This is a genomic window from Levilactobacillus angrenensis (assembly GCF_003946085.1).
GTDB lineage: Bacteria > Bacillota > Bacilli > Lactobacillales > Lactobacillaceae > Levilactobacillus > Levilactobacillus angrenensis.
Genome location: NZ_RHOB01000001.1, coordinates 1 through 20,268, shown reverse-complemented (window position 1 = coordinate 20,268; position 20,268 = coordinate 1). Strand labels below are relative to the sequence as shown.

19 protein-coding genes are annotated in these 20,268 nt (G+C 50.4%); 7 read left to right on the top strand and 12 right to left on the bottom strand.

Annotation, left to right across the window (positions count from 1 at the left end):
* The first annotated feature begins 105 nt into the window (after positions 1–105).
* Positions 106–723 carry a LysE/ArgO family amino acid transporter gene (locus EKM83_RS00095; protein ID WP_125574623.1) on the top strand — a complete coding sequence of 206 codons (618 nt, stop codon included), beginning with the start codon at positions 106–108 and terminating at the stop codon, positions 721–723.
* Positions 724–861: 138 nt separating this feature from the next.
* Positions 862–1,794, top strand: coding sequence for an ADP-ribosylglycohydrolase family protein (locus tag EKM83_RS00090; RefSeq protein WP_125574622.1), 933 nt, complete (start codon positions 862–864; stop codon positions 1,792–1,794).
* A 46-nt stretch (positions 1,795–1,840) separates the two neighbouring features.
* Here the strand turns inward: EKM83_RS00090 and EKM83_RS00085 are convergent, their stop codons facing one another.
* On the bottom strand, positions 1,841–2,551 hold the full coding sequence (locus EKM83_RS00085; protein WP_125574621.1) for a hypothetical protein: 711 nt from the start codon (positions 2,549–2,551) through the stop codon (positions 1,841–1,843).
* A gap of 134 nt (positions 2,552–2,685) precedes the next feature.
* Here EKM83_RS00085 and EKM83_RS00080 point away from each other — a divergent pair, with 134 nt between their 5' ends.
* Positions 2,686–3,282 carry a sugar O-acetyltransferase gene (locus EKM83_RS00080; protein ID WP_125574620.1) on the top strand — a complete coding sequence of 199 codons (597 nt, stop codon included), beginning with the start codon at positions 2,686–2,688 and terminating at the stop codon, positions 3,280–3,282.
* On the opposite strand, the gene EKM83_RS00075 is transcribed toward EKM83_RS00080, so the two are convergent.
* The 8 genes from EKM83_RS00075 to aldA form a co-directional block, all read right to left on the bottom strand.
* Positions 3,275–3,856, bottom strand: a complete 582-nt coding sequence (locus EKM83_RS00075) for a cadmium resistance transporter (protein WP_125574619.1) — start codon at positions 3,854–3,856, stop codon at positions 3,275–3,277. The genes EKM83_RS00080 and EKM83_RS00075 overlap by 8 nt on opposite strands.
* Before the next feature lie 259 nt (positions 3,857–4,115).
* Positions 4,116–4,625, bottom strand: a complete 510-nt coding sequence (locus tag EKM83_RS00070; RefSeq protein ID WP_125574618.1) for a GtrA family protein — start codon at positions 4,623–4,625, stop codon at positions 4,116–4,118.
* Positions 4,626–4,925: 300 nt separating this feature from the next.
* Complete coding sequence (locus tag EKM83_RS00065; RefSeq protein WP_125574617.1) at positions 4,926–6,566, bottom strand: peptide ABC transporter substrate-binding protein; 1,641 nt, start codon at positions 6,564–6,566, stop codon at positions 4,926–4,928.
* 675 nt (positions 6,567–7,241) lie between these two features.
* Positions 7,242–7,601 (bottom strand): MmcQ/YjbR family DNA-binding protein, encoded by a 360-nt coding sequence (locus EKM83_RS00060; RefSeq protein ID WP_125574616.1) that lies wholly within the window; start codon positions 7,599–7,601, stop codon positions 7,242–7,244.
* A 174-nt stretch (positions 7,602–7,775) separates the two neighbouring features.
* The gene (locus tag EKM83_RS00055; protein WP_125574615.1) at positions 7,776–8,624 is read right to left on the bottom strand and encodes an SPFH domain-containing protein; all 849 of its coding nucleotides are present in this window, start codon (positions 8,622–8,624) and stop codon (positions 7,776–7,778) included.
* 11 nt (positions 8,625–8,635) lie between these two features.
* Positions 8,636–8,965 (bottom strand): toxin-antitoxin system HicB family antitoxin, encoded by a 330-nt coding sequence (locus EKM83_RS00050; protein WP_125574614.1) that lies wholly within the window; start codon positions 8,963–8,965, stop codon positions 8,636–8,638.
* Positions 8,966–9,154: 189 nt separating this feature from the next.
* Positions 9,155–10,279, bottom strand: a complete 1,125-nt coding sequence (locus tag EKM83_RS00045) for an NAD(P)-dependent alcohol dehydrogenase (RefSeq protein WP_125574613.1) — start codon at positions 10,277–10,279, stop codon at positions 9,155–9,157.
* Between the two features lie 378 nt (positions 10,280–10,657).
* The gene (gene aldA / locus EKM83_RS00040) at positions 10,658–12,133 is read right to left on the bottom strand and encodes an aldehyde dehydrogenase (RefSeq protein WP_125574612.1); all 1,476 of its coding nucleotides are present in this window, start codon (positions 12,131–12,133) and stop codon (positions 10,658–10,660) included.
* Between the two features lie 732 nt (positions 12,134–12,865).
* Here aldA and EKM83_RS00035 point away from each other — a divergent pair.
* Entirely contained in the window at positions 12,866–13,312 is a 447-nt protein-coding gene (locus EKM83_RS00035; RefSeq protein ID WP_125574611.1) for a hypothetical protein, read from the top strand.
* Positions 13,313–13,682: 370 nt separating this feature from the next.
* Here EKM83_RS00035 and EKM83_RS00030 read toward each other — a convergent pair whose 3' ends face one another.
* Both EKM83_RS00030 and EKM83_RS00025 read right to left on the bottom strand, forming a co-directional pair.
* Complete coding sequence (locus EKM83_RS00030; RefSeq protein ID WP_125574610.1) at positions 13,683–14,006, bottom strand: DMT family transporter; 324 nt, start codon at positions 14,004–14,006, stop codon at positions 13,683–13,685.
* 433 nt (positions 14,007–14,439) lie between these two features.
* Entirely contained in the window at positions 14,440–15,141 is a 702-nt protein-coding gene (locus EKM83_RS00025) for an N-acetylmuramoyl-L-alanine amidase (RefSeq protein ID WP_125574609.1), read from the bottom strand.
* 314 nt (positions 15,142–15,455) lie between these two features.
* Between EKM83_RS00025 and EKM83_RS00020 the strand changes: the two genes are divergently transcribed.
* Complete coding sequence (locus tag EKM83_RS00020; protein ID WP_225418592.1) at positions 15,456–15,641, top strand: Mor transcription activator family protein; 186 nt, start codon at positions 15,456–15,458, stop codon at positions 15,639–15,641.
* Between the two features lie 212 nt (positions 15,642–15,853).
* Here the strand turns inward: EKM83_RS00020 and EKM83_RS00015 are convergent, their stop codons facing one another.
* Entirely contained in the window at positions 15,854–16,801 is a 948-nt protein-coding gene (locus tag EKM83_RS00015) for a helix-turn-helix transcriptional regulator (protein ID WP_125574608.1), read from the bottom strand.
* Between the two features lie 14 nt (positions 16,802–16,815).
* Between EKM83_RS00015 and EKM83_RS00010 the strand changes: the two genes are divergently transcribed.
* Positions 16,816–17,487: an IS3 family transposase gene (locus tag EKM83_RS00010; protein ID WP_225418591.1), complete on the top strand. Its 672-nt coding sequence runs from the start codon at positions 16,816–16,818 to the stop codon at positions 17,485–17,487.
* Positions 17,488–18,028: 541 nt separating this feature from the next.
* Entirely contained in the window at positions 18,029–20,125 is a 2,097-nt protein-coding gene (locus EKM83_RS00005; RefSeq protein ID WP_125574607.1) for an SH3 domain-containing protein, read from the top strand.
* The last annotated feature ends 143 nt before the right edge of the window (positions 20,126–20,268 follow it).

The window sequence follows — 20,268 nt, the reverse complement described above, 5'->3', positions numbered from 1 at the left end:
CCTTTTCGTTTTCCTTTAATTTTCACAGAATATTTGGTATGCTAGTCGGATACTGAAAAAACTCGGGCGGCTATCGGAGTGGGCCTGGAGGGAAAGTGAGTTATCATGTCCGCAATGTACTTGAAGGGCCTGCTACTGAGTCTGGCTCTGGTATCCTCGATTGGGATGCAAAATTTATTTGTCTTCAACAACGCCATTAACCAACCATTGAAGCGGGCCTGGCCCGTCACCATCATGGTGTGGTTCGCCGATACGGCATTGACGTTGGCGGCCTTCTTCGGCATGGGGGCCATCATCAGTTCCCATCAGCTGTTCAAGCTGATCATTATGTTCTTAGGTGGCCTGCTGGTCATCTGGATTGGGTTTGGCATTTTGCGGTCGGCGGCCAGTTTTAAATTGGAAAGTTCCAACACGCCACTGACGATGAAGAAGTCGCTGGTCAACGCCTGGGTCGTGACCTGGGCCAATCCCCAGGCCATCATCGACACCAGTCTAATGTTTGGGGCCTTACGTGGGTCACTGGCGGATAGCGAAGTCACGCCTTTTATCACCGGGGTCGTGACCGCGACGGCCATTTGGTTCTTTGGCATCACGCTGATCTTAGGCCTGCTCAAGGAACGGTTGCCGCAGAAGTTCTTGATGTGGGTCAACATCGTTTCCGGGGGCATCGTCATGGTGTACGGGGCCTACCTGTTGTACCAAGCGGTCATGATGGTGATTTAGACGGATTAAATCACAAAATTTGGAGATGGGGAGCACGTCCACTGAGATGGCCGTGCTCTTTTATTTTGCGGTTCGCCGGATTGTTAACCCCGAGAAAGACTGCTAAGATGATGACAAAGCCTGAAAGGAGTCTTACCCATGAAATCAGCACAAATCTTAAATGTCCTCCGCACCGCTGCCGTGGCGGATGCCTTGGGCGTGCCAGCCGAAATGAAAGCTCGCGGTAGCTACCACCTGACCAAAATGACGGGTTACGGTAGCTGGCCGCAGCCGGCCGGGAGTTGGTCCGACGACACATCCATGACGTTATGTTTACTGCAAAACATTTTGGAAGCAGGATCTGATGATGACCTCATGGATAAATTCGAGCACTACATGATGTTTGGTGACTGGACGCCGCGGGGGATCACCTTTGATGTGGGGCGGACTTGTGCGCACGCGGTCCGGCAACATGCCATCAACCACGTCCCCGCCCAGCAATGCGGGGATGCGGCCGAAAATGCCAACGGCAATGGTGCGCTGATGCGGATCGCCCCGCTGGCCTTCGTGCTAGTGAACCAACCGGTCGCGGAACGCTTTGCGACTGCCAAGGCCTACACGACACTGACGCACGGCCATGCACGGTCAGTCGTGGGGAGCTTTGTTTATCTGGAATTACTGCATGAATTGCTGGCGGGCCATGACCTGGTCGCCGCATTGGCCGCCGTGAAGACGACCTTGACGGGGCTAAATCCGACTTCCGCATACGCAGCGGAAACAGCGGCCTATCAGCGGTTGTTCACGGGAGACTTCCAGAACTGCCAGCTTGATGACATCCGCACCTCACCTTACGTTGTCGATACGTTGGAAGCGGCTGTTTGGGTGACGTTGACCGCGACCGACTTGCGTTCAGGTCTTCTGCAGGCGGTCAATCTCGGCGGTGATGTCGATACGATTGCAACGGTGGCCGCGCCACTGCTGGCGCTGAGCTATCCCGAGCAGACTGTCCCAACAGAGTGGTGGCAAGTCATGTTGAACCAGCCATTGCTGGACCGCGTGATGGTGCCGTTTGCCCAAAAATTTGGAGATTAAAAAAACCGCTACGCCGGGATTGACCTGGTGTAGCGGTTTTGAATAGTTATTTATCTTTCGGCCGAAATGGCAGTACGTTCCCCGGTTCATCGGGAGTATCGCCGCCCATGTCGTCAAACATGGATTGCATGAATTTATCAAATTCTGCTGGCGTATCCGGGACATCCGCCGCCACGGTCTCGTCGGGATGCAGTTCCGTGTAGAGCTGGTGATCACGCGCGTAGGCGAAGATGGTATGCAGGGCCTTGAGGTCGGCCGGGTAGGCGTACAAGGCAAAGTTCAAGTTGGCTTCATCGAGGAAGTATTTAAAATCCCGTTTGCCCATGGCCAATTTGGCCGCTTGGTAAGCGTCATTCATAATGATGCCCAGAATCGTGTCCTTGAAAGTGAGGTAGACCACGTCCTCGTTGGCCGCCACATCGGTGAGGTCGCTCAGCGTGATTTGGTGAATTTCCCGCCGCCCGGACCGGAGATTCTTACCGGATAATTTGACGTGCTGGGCTGTGGTTGGCCGCGGCGCCGTAGCGGTGTTCGTGGTGGCCTGCTGTAGCGCCAGGTGTAAGAAGGCTTGGAACGCTTGCTCGTCTGTCAAATGTAATTTGTCGCGCATCTCGCCAATCAATAGGCCCAGCACCTGACTATATTTGGCGGGGTCCTTCATGACGGTTGCGGCGCTAGTTGATTTGACCCAGGGTTCACCGTCGATACCCACGCCCAGCGTGAAAAGGGGAAACCCATCAAATCCATCATCTGCCATATTTTCCTCCTATGAAAACGCATTTAGTTCCTACATTATACCGTAATTTTTAAGAGCTGAGCGTTTGTGATAAAAATTGTTCCATGTGAAACATCCGGGAATACAGTATCATAGAGATAGATAGGAGTGATCACATGAACCTTGATGAAAAATTTGCCTACATGGCGACGGGAAAACCCTATGACGACAGCGACCCAGTGTTGGTAGCGGCGCGGGATCAGTCCACGACCAAGACCAACGCCCTCAACGCTGCCCCGACCATGGCCGATCGCGGCCGGTTATTTCAGGCATTAGTGGGCAGTGCCGGCAGTCAGCCACAAGTTGAACCCCATTTTCGCTGTGAGTTTGGGCGTAACATTCACGTGGGCGAAAATTTCTATGCCAACTACGATTGCGTGATGTTAGACGGCGCGCGAATCACGATTGGCGACCACGTCTTGCTGGGGCCCAAGGTGGGCCTTTACACCAGCAATCACCTGTTTGACGCGACTGAGCGCCAACTGGGCGGCTGTATCGCCAAGCCGATTACGATTGGCAATCGCTGCTGGCTGGCCGCTAACGTGTCCGTGTGCCCCGGCGTGACGATTGGGGACAACACCATCATTGGTGCCGGTAGCGTGGTGACCCACGATATCCCGGCCAACGTGATTGCGGCTGGGAACCCGTGTCAGGTGTTGCGGCCCATCACGGCGGCGGATAAGACGGGCTTTGTCGGTCACGATTTCACTTAAGTACGATGACTAACCCGATGCCGATAAACAGTAGCGGGGACAACCACGCGCCAAACCGCGCGAAGAAGTGACTGGCTACTGTCGAGCGCGCCCAATGATGACTGAGCACTAGCCACAAACCAATCATCGTGAGAAAGACCACCAGAACGACTGCGAATTCGGGCGTGTCGAGGTGCGTGAAGTAGGGGATGTAAATGCTGAGGTTATCGCCCCCGTTGCCAATTGTGAGTGACCAAACTAGGGGGAGGCTGACCGGATGCGTCAACGTTGGCGGCAGCTGGGCCACGCCGCGATTTCGCCACCAGCGTGTGAGCCCCATGAGGCCTAACGATAGTGGTACCAGCCCCAGCCAGTGGACCAGCCCACCGACGTTGTAGCGTAGAATCCCACGACTGACCAGCCAAGAGACCAGAATCAACGTGGCAATACCTAGGTACTGGCCCACGACGACGTGCCGCCGTTGCAGCGGGGTGGCCGCGGCTAACCAAAGCAAGAGTAAGACGACCAGGTCGTCGGTGTCGGTGACAAAGAAGATACCCACGGCGGTCAAAATAAAGGATAGCGTACGACTCACCTTCCTTGGTGCTGCAAGATTACTTCCATTGTACAAGAAAAATGGCCCCCGGGACCGAATTGTTTGAAAAATAGTTAACAAGCCGGCCGGTTAGTTAGCTGTGCAAATGATAAGCGGCTGAAAAAATAGGGGTGCAAGCATCGTTGGTGGTTGGGTTGTTCAGCACCCCGGAATAACGACAAGACGACAGTCAAAGCAAATTAAAAAATGAGCGCCTAACCGCAACGGGTTAAGCGCTCAAAGTATTTTCCAAACAAATTTAATCAGCGGGAGCCGGTTGGTTCTTGAAGACTAGCTTCTTGGACAAGAAGAAGTTCAAGACCAGCGCGATAGCGTGGCCGATGACCTTGGTCATGGTCCCGTTGGCGTTGAGCCAAGAGATCCCCAAGAACAAGATGACCGTTTCCAACAAGAACGTAGCGACTCGGGTCATGTAGAACGTGCCCATTTCACGCATTGGCTTGTCGGACTTGTGCTTGAACACGAAGGTCCGGTCGAGCCAGAAGGAACATTGCACACTGATGACCCAGTCAATGAAGTTGGCCAGTTGATATTCAATGCCAAAGGTGTGGTAGAACAGGTAGAACAACGTGATATTGATGACCACTGAGATGGCCCCAAACAGTAAGTAACGCGCGGCTTGGCCTTGGACCTTGTCCTCGACTTCCTGTAACTGCGCAGCGTATTCGTTTTCCGTTTCGGTTAACTCCGCTTCGTACTCCTCTTTTGAAGCCGGGTAGTGATCGTGACGTAAGGGTTGACTTTCCATAAAATTCGGAACCTTTCTGTGACGTTTCACTTAGCTGGGTGAAACCGCTGTGAAAGCGCCCCGGGTCCCACCTGAGTTATGAAAACGTGTAATTGTAGTGCTAGCTTAATTATACCGTTTTTGGCCGGCACTGCAACGAGAACACCCTGGGAAATTAAAGTGGTTAACTGAAGGTTGAAAGACGAAAATCAGCTGAAACGATTGTCATCAGGCGAACTGGCCGCCTACCGTTCGCCAAGTATGGGTTGGAACACGGGGGCGGACGGGTCGAGCCAAAGGCCGGTCTCGACACCTCGCTTTTTAATCCGTCACGTAAGCGTGCTGGTAATCCGGACTACCATTGAATTTGTTATAAACAACGCCCTTGACCTGGGGATTGACCAGCGTGTTGGTCCGGGCCTCGTACAGTGGGGTAACGGCTTGGTCGGTCAAGGCCGTTTTGGCTGCCGTCAACAGGTCCTGGTAGCGCGCCGTGGGCTTGAGTGCATCGACACCTTCCGCGCGGGTGATGGCCTGGTCGTAGGTCTTGCTGTCGTAGTGGCCCATGTTCGAGTTGTTGGTCGACGCCAGAATCTGTAGGGATTGGATCGGGTCGGCGTTGTCCATGCTCCAGCCGGTCAGGTTCAACTCGAAGTTCCCCTTGGAAACGTTGCTGAGCATGGCAGGAAATGGCATGGCGGCAACGTGGATCTTGAGGCCTAACTTGCTACCGACCGTGCTCTGAATAAATTCGGCAACGTTCTTGGTGGTGTCGTCATCGCCACAGGTGAGGGTCACGCTAAGCGCGGACTTGCCCAGTTGCTTCAAGGCTTGGCGGTAATAGCGTTTGGCCAGTGTCGGGTTATCATTAGCGGTGTTCTTGACGTAGGCGTCGGTCGTGAAATCCTTGCCGGTCTTGGCATTGGTCATCATGTGGTGAATGGCAAAGGTCTGAGCCGGCCGGGAGCCGTTTTTCAGTACCTTATCGGCTAATTGTTGGCGGTTGATGGCCAGTGAAATGGCGAGTCGTAAGTCCCGGTTGGCAGCCACCTTGTTCTGTTGGTTATACTGGATGAAGCCGATGCGCCCAGCGGCCAACGATTTCAAGTTGGGGTTGTGCTGGTTTTGCGTGGTTTGTTCGCCATCCAGGGTGACAGCATCTAGTCGCTTAGACTGGTACAAGTTGTAGGCTGTCGAGCTGGTCTTGATGACCTGATACTTGATGCTACTGAGCTTGACGGTCTTGGCGGCAACGTAAGTTGGGTTCTTCTTTAACGTCCAGCTATCATTGGTGCCGTTCCAGTTCTTCAGGACGAACGGCCCGTTATAAATGGTCGTGGCCGCCGATGAGCCGTAGCGCTTGCCGTACTTCTCGACGGCACGCTGGTTCAACGGGTAGTAGGTGGTGCTGGCCAGCATTTGCTTGAAGTAAGACGCAGGGCGGCTCAATGTGAGCTGGAGTTGGTATTTGCCCACGGCCTTCACGCCCAGCGTGTCCACGGACTTTTTGCCCGCGGCGATAGCACTGGCGTTTTGGATATTGGCAAATTGGTACGTGAACTCCGATTTAGACTTGGGGTCGAGCGTGCGTTTCCAGGAGTAAACGAAGTCCTGGGCCGTCACGGGTGCGCCGTTACTCCATTTGGCGTCGTGGCGCAGGTCGATGGTGTAGTGATGGCCGTGGTCCGTGACCGTGGTCTTGGTGGCCAGGGCATTTTGCGCCTGACTGTCGGCGTTCAGGCGATACAGGCCTTCACCAACCTGGCTCAACGTGTTGCTGGACACGCTGTCGGTAATCTTGGCGACGTCCAAGCTCGTGATGGGCGCCGTTTCGGCTAGACTCAGGTGCTGGGCCACTGCCTGCTTAGTCGTTTGGGAATGGCCGGTCACGGCGAAGATGCCGCCGATTAGGATAATGCCGCCGCAAAGGGCGAGTGTTTTCTTGTGTTGTAATAAGCTCATACTGATTTCCTCCAGTTAATTGGTCTTGGTTGGCTAGAAATAGATATGAGCGTTGCCATCGAATCATCATCAGTGAGTCCCCCTCGGAAAAAAGTCGACAAAAAACCGCCCTCAACAGCCAATGTGTTAAGGACGGTTTTAACCGCGGTGCCACCTTAATTAGACGGGTCCCCAAAAGAGACCGCGCCCCTCTCCACAGGAAACTAACATTTCCCTGACAACTGACGTATGTCGCACGTCTTCCCGTACTGCAAAAGGTTCGGGGAAGCCCTCGGTGGTCCATTTAACTACCTGCGTTCGGCCGTACTCTCAGCAACGACGGCTCTCTGCACGTGCACGATAATCTTGATCTCCACCTCAATGGTTTGTTTCGGACGATTTATTGAATTGAGGCTAGTGTACCCCCGGAAAGGGTGGGTGTCAACGGTGAATTTGAAATTTAAACTAGATAATACTTTGTTGTCTGTCTGGAAAATTTTGATTAATCCAATCTGTCAAATAGTTGTTTAACGAGTTTGCCCAGTTAACTGCCCCCAGTTGATAACAAGCCCGAATAATTGCGTGAGCAGACTTAAGGTTGATGGAGAGATTTGATTCATCTGTTGTCAGCGGTAGGCTTTTTTGACGTCTGTGAGATTGAGAAGAATAAATTAGTAACTAAATAGTCATTAATAGTTAGTGTTTAATAACAGATTGATAACTACCATCAAGCAGTTGGAACAACGTCTCGCGGTCCGTGTTCTGGTCCAGCACGATTGACAGCCAGTGTTCCTTATTCATGTGGTAGCCGGGCAAATAACCAGGCTTGCTGCGCAGAATACCGCTCAGCTCTGGGTCGACCTTGACGTCTAAGACATCGACTTCTTCTTTACCAGTCAAGCCGAGCTTTTCGCGGGGAACGTTCATGACCAGCCCGAACCATTTGCCTTGCCGGTTCTTGAGGGCGGCGTAGTGGGGGTACTGCTTGAAGGTGTACTCGGGAGTGACGCCGTAATTATCTTCAGTGTAGGTAAAAATATCTTTGCGTGTGACCATGATCAGCATCCTTTCTGAAAACGAGTGAGTACCTTCAGTATACGCGTGACTGTCTAAATAAACAGCGTGCGTCAACAGGCCAAGTGGCTATCCGTTGGCGCACGTTTCGGCTATTTAGCGGTGACGCACAAAGGCCGGGGATGCGTGTCCCCGGCCCTTAAATACAAAGTTAAGTTACTTGCTCGTTGGTGTTTGAGGAGTCGCCGGTGTGGCCAACCCCGTCTTCAAAGCCGCGCCCACCGCGGGAATCTGGCCCAAGTCGGCCACGTGATCGTTAGGCACGACGACCACATTGGCCGGTGATTTGGCCAGGTCACTGAAGGCTGAAATCGATTGGTTCTCGAAGAATTCCTTGGTGGCCGATTCCAGACTGGAATTGACCGTGTCGATCCGATACTTTTCGGCGTCGGCGCGCGTCCGGGTGGCCGTGGCTTCGGCGGTCGCGGTGGCCATCAGCGCATCGTTTTTGGCCTTGGTGGTCAGCTCGATGGACTTGGCTTCCCCTTCAGCCTTGGCGATGGCAGCGATCCGTTCCCGGTCGGCCGTCAACTGCTTGTCCATGGCGGACTGAATGGCCTTAGACGGCGTCAGTTCGTCGATGTTGGTCCGGTCAACGTTGATGCCATAGGTGTCGGTCAAATCGCCAATCGCAGTGGCCAGCTCCAAGTTGATTTTGGCCGTGGACCCCAGCGCTTGGTTCAGGTCCATCCGACCGATGATATCGCGCAAGTGGCCCCGCACCAGTTGCGCCATGGATTCCACGGAGTCCGTGTTCTCGTATTGATATTTCACCGCGTTGGTCACGTGGTAGTTCAGCGTCAGACTCGCTGAGACATCCGCGTTATCCTTGGTGATGACCGAATAGTTCGGCAGGGCCAGTGGCGACATGGCCAGGCTGACGGTCCGAATTTTTTGAATTCCGGGCAGGTAAAAGTGAATCCCGGATGAGACAGAGTGTTTGTATTTTCCCAGTGTTTCTACCAAACCGACGTTATTTTGCCGAACAATTCTAATGCCAAACATACCCATTCCCCCTAGATCTTTTTCAATGTCAAAATGTTCCCATGACTCTCGATGACCGTGTAAGTCGCGGTTGCGTCCGGTTTTTCTGGTGCCTCCAACAGGTAGCGGTAGTAAATGCCAGCAACCAGGACCAGACCGGATTTCACGTCTAGTTCCTTCCCCGAAATGGCGCGGCCAATCAATTGGCGCTGCTCCCAGTTGCCAGCAGGTGCCGCGCGCGAGAGAACCTGAGCAATGTAGGCGTTGATGCTCCGACCATCAGCGTCCGCTGCCGCGGCAATGCGGTCAAATAAACGCTGGTCCAAGCGTAAGAGAAACCGTTTCTGTGGCTCCTTAGCCATACGAACACCCCTTCCTGATGATAGCTTAATGATATCACGATGATATCACTTTCACCAGTCCCCTGAACGATTAATTTGTTGGGAGATTACTTAGTCAAGGTCAGTGGGACGGGTCGTCAGAAAATCTTGCCACAAAAAAAGCACGATACCTCACAGGATACCGTGCTTTTTGGTTACACCCAAATTAAGTTATTTGCCAGGAATGTAGCTGTCATCAATGACCAGAACTGGCTTGATGGTCTTCCCGGAAACGGAGTCGGCGTTAGCTTCATTGATTTGACTGAACTTGTAGAACTTTTCAGTCTTGTCGAAGTCGAACATGCCCAGCTTGTAGAATTCAATCAAGCGAGGGATGTCGATTTGTGGAACGGAGTCGCCCATGTTAACCCCGATGACACTCTTGTCGTTGACACACAGGTCATTCCAAGTGTCGAGGTCAATGTGTTGGTCGGTAACGGCGATGGCTGCGGAGACCCCACCTTGTGCTAAGGCTTGAATGGAGTTGGCAATCACGCTGGAAACACCGGTGGTATCAACCGCGTAGTTGACACCGAAGCCGCCAGTTAAGTCTTGAACGGCCTTGACCACGTCGTCGACCTTCTTACTGTTGATGACGTCGGTGGCGCCGAGTTCCTTGGCTAACGCTAAGCGAGAATCAACGATGTCAATGGCAATGACCTTGGTGCACCCGGAGATCCGGCCGGCCATCATGGCAGCCAACCCAACGGCACCAGTCCCAAAGACGGCGATGGTGTCACCAGGCTTTGGCTTCAAGGTGTTCAAAACGGTCCCAGAACCAGTGACGTAGCCACAGCCCAGTGGTCCGAGCTTCCGTAAGTCTAAGTCCTTGTCGACCTTAACGGCGTTCCGTTCACGAACGACCGTGGTCGTGGTAAATGAACTTTGGTCGAACATGTCGGCAACCTTGTGGCCGTCTTCAGTGAAGTGAGCGGTCCCGTCTGGACGAACGCCAGAGAGGTTGTTAGCCGCGTAGTTTTCACATTGCGTTGGCTTGCCGGCCAGACAGCTCTTGCAGTTCCCACAACCGTAGAAACTCAAGACAACGTGGTCGCCGGGCTTGAACTGGGTAACTTCTGGTCCAACCTTTTCGACGATCCCAGACCCTTCGTGACCTAACACGATAGGGTAATCAATGGTCGCAACCCCGGAACGCAGGGCTTCATCGGAGTGACAGATCCCACTGGCAACCATGTGGACTTGGATATCATCCGCACCCATGTCAGCCAGTTCAACGTCATCACGAATTTCAAAATCAGCATTTTGCTTATCAACAACTGCAGCTTGAATCTTCATAATTGGCACCTCGGTTTAAAAGTTATTTACACTTGATAATTATTACACAACTAGAGAGAAAAGCAAGCGCTTTCATGAAAACAACCTGTTTCGGTCTAGCCTAACAAATCCTTGTCGTTACCGTCCTGACGGTCATTGCCCACCGCTGACCCCAGATTTAAAAATTGGTAACGCTTTATTTCACATACATCGTTTGGTTAACAGAACAAGGGACCGTGACCAGCGCCACTGCCCCTCATTCGTCGCGTTGAAATGACTGACATCGCAGCAGTGTGACTGCTCGCCTTTGCCCAAAATTGCGCTACCAGGGAAGTCTGACTGGAGTCGCGCGTAATTGCTAGGCCCGCAGCCGCAGGCGATGGCGACATCAATTTAAGATTAACCTTGGGTCTTCTCTGGGTGGCCTTGCAAGTAGATGACGTGGGTGTTGAGGAATTCTTCAATCCCGTGCTTCCCATCATCGCCACCGATACCGGATTCCTTCCAGCCGGAGTGAGAACCGTTCATGGCTTCGAAGTTGAAGCGGTTGATGTAAGTTTCGCCGTCTTCAAGTTCGTTGGCAGCCCGCATGGCGTTTTCAATGTTTTCGGTAAAGATAGAAGAGGTCAAGCCGAAGTCACTGTCGTTAGCCATGTCGATGGCATCGTCCAAAGTCTTGAAGGTCAAGACTGGCAGAACGGGGCCAAAGATTTCGTCTTGCACGATTTCAGAATCTTGCTTGACGTTGGTGATAACGGTTGGTTCGTAGTAGAAGCCGTTGGCAATCTTGATGGTGTGCCCACCGGTAGCTAACTTACCGCCAGCCTTGACTGCGCGGTCGACCATGCCAGCAACCTTGTCCAAGGCGCCTTGGTTGATCAGTGGACCCATACCGATGTCTTCGTGCTTCATCGGGTCGCCGACCGTAACGGCAGCCATCTTGTCGGCCAATTTCTTAGTAAATTCGTCGGCGATATCTTCTTGGACGTAGACCCGTTCACAGTTGTTGCAGAGTTGCCCGTTGTTGTCGACCCGCGAATCAATGATGGATTGAACGGCCAAGTCGATGTCGGCATCTTTGCAGACGATGGCCGGGGCCTTCCCACCTAATTCCAAGGAGACCTTGGCCATGTGGGTCGCAGCGGCTTCCATGACCCGCTTCCCGGAGTTGACGGAACCAGTCAAGCTGATAATGCCAATCTTCTTGTTGCGAGATAATTCGTCACCAATGACGGAACCAGGACCGGTGATGATGTTGACGACACCCTTAGGAATCCCAACTTTTTCAACGATCTTTGCAAATTCCAGTCCCAGGTTAGGCGTATCGGTACTTGGTTTCATGACGATGGTGTTCCCGGTAACCAAAGCTGGCCCCATCTTCCGGGCAATCAGGAAGAATGGGAAGTTCCAAGGTAAAATGCCGGCGGCAACGCCGATTGGTTGCTTGGCAATCATGATATTTTCATTTGGATTGTCGGATTGGAGGATTTCGCCTTCGTAGGTCCGAGAAGCGCTGGCCATGTAGTCGAAGTAGTCCGCGGAGAAGAGAATTTCCGTGGTGGCTAAGGACTTGATCTTGCCTTGTTCTTCTTGGAGCATTTCAATTAAGTGCTTAGAATCCTTGCGAATTTCCGTGGCCACGTCGTGTAAATATTGGCCCCGGGTGGCAGCGGGAACCTTCTTCCAGGACTTCTGGGCGGTGTAAGCGGCGTCGATGGCCTCACGAGTTTCTTCTAGCGTAGCGCTAGGTACCGTGGAAATAGGTTCTCCGGTAGCGGGGTTCAAAACGGTAATCAGGTTTCCGGATGATGAATCTCTGAACTCACCATTGATATACATTTGATAGTGCTTTAAAGCAACTGAACTCTTGGACATAACGATAAGACTCCCTTCAACATCAATGAAACAGACTAACTTGATCCGTAGAAATGATGAGGTCACGCGCCCGCATATTTTCTCCCGGCAAAATACTGACACTACCGATTATCTCGTGGGTGATTCCTCAACTCTGTTATACCGCTTTTATTCGTTGTTATGTGAGCATTCTCACAAATAAAATAGTCGTTGACAGAGTGGCGGATTGAAATGGCTTGGGAGCGTAGGCGTCGAGTTTGTAAGGATACCTGACAACGTACTGGTCGGATAAACACCCAATGGCTGAGATTAGTCGTTGGTGTTGGTGGGCGACGAAAGAAAAGAGAGTGGAACCAGTTGCCATTTAGCGCAGGTTTCAGCTATGTAAAGGTGAAGCGAACGCGCCTAGGAGGTTTTGTCCCAGGCGCCTCCAGCCTGAGAAGCGGTCTTCCGGTTTGCCTTGAAGCCTGATAAAACCAGCTGGTCTCTCACTAGGATGCTGACAGTGTTAGTTAACAATATTTTTTACCCGTTGATAATTGAATATCCATTAGATTCTAGAGCGATATTGGTGGATTTTACTATCAAGTTTTTTATATTGGCGGGGACGTTAAATGAAATTCCCTGATTCAATTATCGCAGGACTTAATGTTGAAATGATTAAGTATGATAAAGGGCTGAATATTATTCATTTTCAAAAAAAGCAAAGTAGAACAGTATCGCCAAACCTTCCTTGTCAAATAGGGTGATGTCATGAGGAAAACAGATAATTGGAAATTCATTTTAAAAATATTTTTAAAGAAATTTTCTCGGAGCTTTTATTCGCTATTACTGGTATTGATGGTTACTGACATTTTGTACACAGTTGGAATAACAGTAATACCAGCGTATGCTGCAAAGATTGTTGTTCAACCAGAATCTAGTATAGTAATTGTTTTAACCACAGTAGCGATTTTAAGCTTGCTTATTTATGGGGCTCATATCATAGGAATTTATTTTCAGGGTAAAATTGCCCAACTGACTTTTGACTTTCGATTTGACTACGTTCCCATTTTTTCAAAAATAATTTTTTCTTGGCCCCAGAAGAATATTGATTCTATTGAAGGAAAGATGATAATTGATCAAGCTTACGAGTCTATCTATAACGGTGCAAATGTTGGTATTGGGGCAGTCAAGCTTCACTTTATCATTAAGTTGTAATTGCTAGGATTGGTGCTATCGTGAACGCAATAGCTCTACAAAGAGACCAAGCAACCGTTTTCGACGGGGCTTGGTCTCTTTGACTTGTCATTTACATCGTGCCAGCTAACCATCCTTGTTAGTGATGGCCATTAAATCGTCAGAAATTCGGTACTGAAACGAGTCAATTACCATCGAATAAACTCGGTGGCTAGTCGCTCACGTGTCTGGCGTCCAATGGTTCCTACTCGTCGTGACGGGCGAGCTAAAGAGCGGTCTCGACACCTCGCTTTGAGTTGAGAAACACGTCTCACAGTGGCCTCATGGCTGAAACGTGCGCCAACCGGCAACTGGTTCCGCTTAACAGTTAACCGCTTGTCGTCACACTTTTTCAGTGGCTGGGCCCGTACAAATTTAAAATGACTACGCCCAAGATGACCAGCGCGGTCCCTAGTAAACTGGCAAAGTTCAGCGGCTCGTGCCACAACAGGACGGCCAGCACTGTGGTGACCACGATGCCGATGCCGGCCCAGATGGCGTAGGCCACGTTCAAGTCGATTTGCTTCATGGCTAACGAAAGAAAGAAAAAACACAGCCCGTACGCCAGTAATGCTCCCACCGCGGGCCAAAAACGGGTGAATCCCGCCGCAGCTTTCAAGAGATTGGTGCCGATCAATTCGCCAATAATGGCCGTCCCCAAGTAAACGTATGCCATGAACCACGCCCCCTTGCGTAAAAAAGTCTTGCCTGAAGGATAGTCTAGCAGGCTAGGGCGTCAGCGGCGTTGGCCAGGCATAGGTTGGTAAGGGGGCCAACCCAAAAGCGTGCTAAATGAAAAAAGTCTGAGCACGGGTGGCCCAGACTTCTTGAGATGATTTAAGTAAGTTACTAAAGGTTGAAAGCTGAATTAATGCCTTGACTCCCGGAGCGATAGCGTTTTGTCCACCAGAACTAGTGAAACCGGGCCTGCGTCAGCCAGGGTTCCGCCTGCTCTGGGGAACACCTCCAGCCTGAGGAGCGGGACTTTCGGCTCAAAGCGCGGCCGAGACCGCTTCTCAGGCGCGGTCCGCCCACCGCGCTCCAGTCCCCTTGCCGAACGGTAGGCGGCCAGCGCAACCCCTAGTCGTTAGTAACCACCAGTTTGATGATTACTTGATCTGTTCGTTCGTAATGGCTTCGATGTCAGCCTTGGCAATTTTAGCCATGTGCTTCTTCAGGTGCTTGACGTCAGTCTTGTTGGTGATGAAGCCGGATTCGACTAGGCTGTAGTCGATGCCGCGGCGACGTAACACGTTGCAGTTCCGCAGGTTGGTCCGGAAGCTGTAGCCGTTGTAAGCCCGGTTCAAGCCCACATACTTCTTGATGACCTTGGCCAGGCGCTTGTCGCGAGCCGTTGGGTGCTTCTTATGAATGATGACGTGACCACCGTGACCGGCAGGGGCGTCCAAATGGAACATGATGACCGTGGTCTTCTTGCTCAATTTGTAAGAGCCCTTGTGGTGGTAAAGGGTATCGCTGACCAGGTTACGCTTGGGATTGTAGAAGGTGATCTTGGCGTTGGTAACCTTCTTGGCGTACTTGCGGAGTTGCGGTAACATGTAGTGCCGCAAGAAGTGGGCTTCGGTCGTGCCGTTGCCCCGGGCACCAGGATCGCCGGCACCGTGCCCCATGACGATGAGGTAGTGTTTCTTCGGAGTCATCTTCTTGGCCGCTTTAGTCTGCTTAGCGACTTTAGTCGTTTTGACAGTGGTCGTTTTGGCCGTCGTGGTCTTGGCTGAGGCTGAGACGGTGCCCAACGCTAACGGCAGGCACAGTAGGGCGGCCACTAAACCGATTTTCCATTTACGCATATGTCATTCTCCTTAATTAAATTAATTACCAGTCCAGCTGGTTAACAGAATTAAGTATACGCCAAGTTGCTGATTCTTGGTAGTCTACGTTGTAGGTCCCAGGAAGTCTACTTGACACGGAACCGCGCCAAGAATACCTTATAGGTGTCAGGTCTAACGCAGTTTTGCGGGCCGGACACCTTTATTACGCTATAAAGGCGAAAAACATTTGGTTAGGAGAATGCGACATGGTAATGCGAACGGATTTACTGCAAGAATCATACGCGCAACTTTACGATTTAGTGGGTGAGAAGTTAACTGAGGAAATCTATTAAATGTACCGCGGTCGCCAGATTTCATTTCCCATGCGGCTATACAATCGTGATAAGGTCGCAGCCCAAATCGTCAAGGAATACGACGGCCACAACCTGGCAGAGCTGACGAAAAAGTACGAATACTCTCAGCGTTGGATCCGCCAGATTATTCAGAACCATCGGGAAGCTACGGCGGATAAGCAGTAGCTATACATAGAGCGGGTTGCCGGCAAGGCAGTTGGTCACCCGGTTTTTAAATGGCCGCTGATGACAAGCGACAATCGTTGGTCGAAGAGGCACAGGAAAAAACACCAGTCAGATTTCTAACGGGAAATGTGGCTGGTGTTTTTTAGCATACTTGGGACCAGCACCGACTCGCGCAGGCGTTCAAGCAGGGGGTACTGGCAACGAAACCGGCATTAATAACGCGCCAGCATCCGCTGTAGCTCGGTTCGTAGATGCGTCACGAATTCCGCCGGCGCCAGGACCTGGACCTGTGCACCCTGGCTCAATAGCCACATCTGCGCGCCACGGTCAAAGGCGGTCGCTTCGATCAGGACGGCGCCTTCGTCGGGGTACCGGTCGATGACGGTGGCCGTTGGAAAGCGGTCGAGGGCGGCCTCCACGATGCCCCAGAATTTAAAACGGAGGGTGATCTTCTTGCCCGGCTGCATGTAGTGGACCAGTTGGCGCATCTCACCGTCCTCGAAGCGCTCGGCTCGCGTGCGGGTGATGGGCGCCTGGTTGGTGGTGTGGAGCTGATGAATCCGGTCGACGCGGTAGAAGAGATTGCTGTGGTACTTCGCATTATAGGCGATGACGTAAAAGTAGTATTCGGAAAAGATAATGGCTTCCGGCAAAATCGTCCGCGTCACGATCTCACGGTGTTGCCGCTGATAGGTGATGACGATGGTCTGTTGCTGGCTGATGAAGCGACTGAGCTCCCAGACGGTCTTTAGTAGCGGCTGGCCGTGATGGACTGGCTGATAATAGAAACGCTCATTTTTGATGATGGGCCGAATCTCGGCTTGATCTGCCGGCGAAATCAGCTGGAGGAGACCATCAATCGTCCGTGACATTTCCGCCTTGGTCAGTGAGCGACTGGCGAGAGCAATCTTGATCAGAAGCAGGAGGGCCTGCTTGGAAATGGGCGCCGGGGTCGCCTCTAGCTGATAGCCGCCGGATTGGCGGTGATAATGGAGTTGATAGAAGAGTTGTTGGTCGGCAATGAACTGGCGAATCTGGCTGAGATCACGCTGAATCATGCGGGAACTGACGCCAAATTTTTCAGCCAATTGGGCTTTAGCCACGGTATGACCGGTCAGCAGTAATTGAAAAATCGTGAGTTGGCGGTAAGCGGCGTTCATGGAACCCCTCCTTTGTGAACAATGAAACAGCGTATCATGGTAGAATTCGACGCTTGATGCGTGAAAATAACATTGTCGCTTCTATTCTAGTCGCTAAGCACGACCGTAAGGCGGAACGTAAAGAATACATTCTTGGCAATAGATTACTCACAGCTGATGCGAAACATGACTTTAATCCAGAAGGACCTAATCAAGTTTGGGTGACCGACTGTAGTGAACTTCAATATGGTGTTAAACATGGCGGCAAGATTCGAGTCAGTGCCATTAAGGATCTCTATGACCACAGCGTCATTGCGTGGTCAATTGAGCCAACGGAAACAGCAACTTTAGTGACCGACACCTTCAATAAGGCAATCTTAGCTAATAATGGTGTTAAGCCCAAGATTCTTCATAGTGATCAAGAATCTAGTTATACGTCTGGAAAATATAACACGGTCTTAGCTGGGGCTGGAGTGAGACATAGCATGTCCCGCCCAGGAACACCAGGCGATAATAGTCCGGCGGAAAGTTTGTGGAGCCACATGAAGACCGAATATTTTGACTTTGAAAATCCGTTATCGTTGGAAGAAGTCACAATGATGGTTAGCGATTTCATGGATTGGTATAACCATTCACGTCGTCAGCCAACCTTAAAGGGCATGACTCCGGTCGAATACCGGAATCATGCCCTCAAGAAAATTGCCTAAACAATTTTAATTATTTGATTGTCTACTTGACACGGAGCTGCGCCATCTGCACTACTCTCAGATCTTTTACTTTTCCGTTGGATAAACAACTGGACCGTTAAGAAGACTTGCAGCGAACTAGCAGAAAAGTACGATCGGGGTTTTATTTCAGAGAAAACCTACGCTAATTATCTGAAAAAAGCACTTTGGGAATTCGCTATTATTTGTCCTCGAAACTTGGTGGTACAGAAGTAATCGTCAATGCCTTATTATGGATCTTTATTTTTACATGTTACTCAACAAAGCAGCTACTTGAAGCCCCTCAAGTAGCTGCTTTGTTGTTTCTTCAGTAAGTTTGCTGCTATATTTCAGTGAACCTGCAGTTTGCCTGCAGTTAAACCCTTTGATTCCATCATATTATGGTATTGTACCAAAAAACAAAGGGAGCTACTTATACTTGCTAGCGGTAAATCTGGTCTCTCTAAATTTTAGGTACTAACAATCAGTCGTCTATCTAGACGGCTTTTTTTATACAAAAAATTATGAAGGAAGATTTTATATTATGGCTATTGATGTAAGCAACACCCCAGACATGTACAAGATTACTGCTTCTGGGAGCTTTACTTTTAATACAAACTGCCGTGTTCGTAATACACCCGATATGAGTGATTCTGGTGTCGCTACGTACACCGTAGGGATGTCCGTCAGTTACGATAGTAAGCTCAAAAACGGCAATCACTTATGGTTATCCTATATTGCTGCTAGCGGCACTCGTCGTTACATTCCTTATGCTAATACTGACACCGGCGTATACTTTGGGACTGATTCCAATTCGGTTGATCCCATTAAGGCCGCTACTAGCGGCTCTGGTTCAACTGGTACAGGTTCTACGACTGGGTCTTTAGGCTCCTTGACGGGCCAAGCAGGTGCTAATGTGGCTGCACAAACCCCTGATGGCACCCTTCTTGTTGAGAGTGGCTCATTTACTTTTGATGAGGCAGCTCGTGGCCGGGATACCACGAACATGACGACTGCCAACAAAGTAGACAGCTTCGCTATTGGCGAAACCGTCTACTACAACGGTAAGATCAAGGCTGATGGTCACTACTGGTTCCGTTACATTCACACCAGTGGGGCTACCTACTACGTTCCCTACGCAACGATTGACCCATTCCGCTATTATGGGACTGATTCTAAGCCTGGTGACCCGGTTTACTCGCAAGGCGGTTCAACCGGTGGTACTACAGGCGGTACTACTGGTGGATCTACGGGTGGTTTAACACCCGGCCAGACAGTCATTGATTTCGTTAAGGACTTAGGTGCTATTTCCGGGACATCTGAAGATAATATTGCGGCTAACAATGCTGCATTCCAAAAACTATTTACTTTTGCTCACTCATCCGTTGTAACTGTCAACGTTCCGGCAGGTGTTTACATGGTTAACCGGCCAAACATTACGTCCAATGTATCCTTTGTTGGGGCCAATGGTGCCACCTTTATGGGGACAACATCATCAACTGAAGACACACTAGGCCACTCAGGAGCCGCATTCTTATACACCGATGTCTCTAATGTATCTTGGACTAACATCGTTTTTCGCGGCATCAACGACGATCGAGGCAATGTTTACCGGTTAGTTCACAGCATCTTGTCTAGCCATTACGTGAGCTTCACTAAGTGTACATTTGACCAAAACGAAGCGAATGGTGGCCACTCATTAGATCTCGGTGGGTCTGATCATATTTATGTTAAAGATTCCAGTTTCATTGGCGTTGGTGGGAGTACCACTTCTCTGTCAGGTAACAATTTTTACAAAGAAGCCATTCAAACTGATTACGACTATGAAGGTGGTGTGAGTGCCAAGCCGTCCAATGGACACGCATACAGTCATGTAGCAACCCATGATGTATTTATTGATAGTTGTCGGTTTTTACCACTTTATACCAATAGTTCAGCATCTACTTTAGCCAAATATGGTCCTCAACCTGTGGGTACCCACGTGACGGACGTCACAGGTGCGGCTGTATCTCAGGTTCCTAATAATATCAACATGAACAACTGTTTAGTACTCGATCCTAAACCGGCTAATTATGGCGGATATGGTTTTTACGCTCCTATCCATTTCCCATCTGCTGAAAATATTACGATGACTGGTAATCAAATTGAGCGTCGAAAAACGCAAGTTTCACCTAACGTCTTTATGTTCTATAACTATAAGAAAGGTGCTAAGGGCAACAACAGTGGATTCAACATTAGTAACAATTCCATCTTTAATATGAATCCACAATTGGTTCACGTTGACGCTTCGCAAAACTCAAATACTGAAAAAGCATTAGTCTACGCACCTTCTTACGTCCTGTTCCATGTTGCTTCGAACCATACGATGAGCAATATTCACGTTGATTACAATACTATTTACACCTACTCATCAATGCTTACCCCTGCTAACCAAGACGGAAAGACTGTCGCTGAAAAGGCACAGGACATTCACGACAGTTCTAACATGCGGGTTAAAGGTGTTGGTGCTGGCAGCACTTGGACTAATAGTAATAATCAACGCTTTACAATGCCTGACGGTGGTAATGGTAATGAAAGTGCCCATGGTTCTTATTCTCAATCTATCTATGGTGTACAACCAGATGGTCAGACATTCTGGTAGCGTCAAGAATCTTGTGTAAATGAAATGCCTTCGTACATATAATATGTAACTAACTCAAATAAATGATGCTTCCAAGGTGTCCTGGAGTCCTTTAAAGCCTCGGTGGATCCGCTTCAGAGACTTCTCGTTATAAGCATTAAACT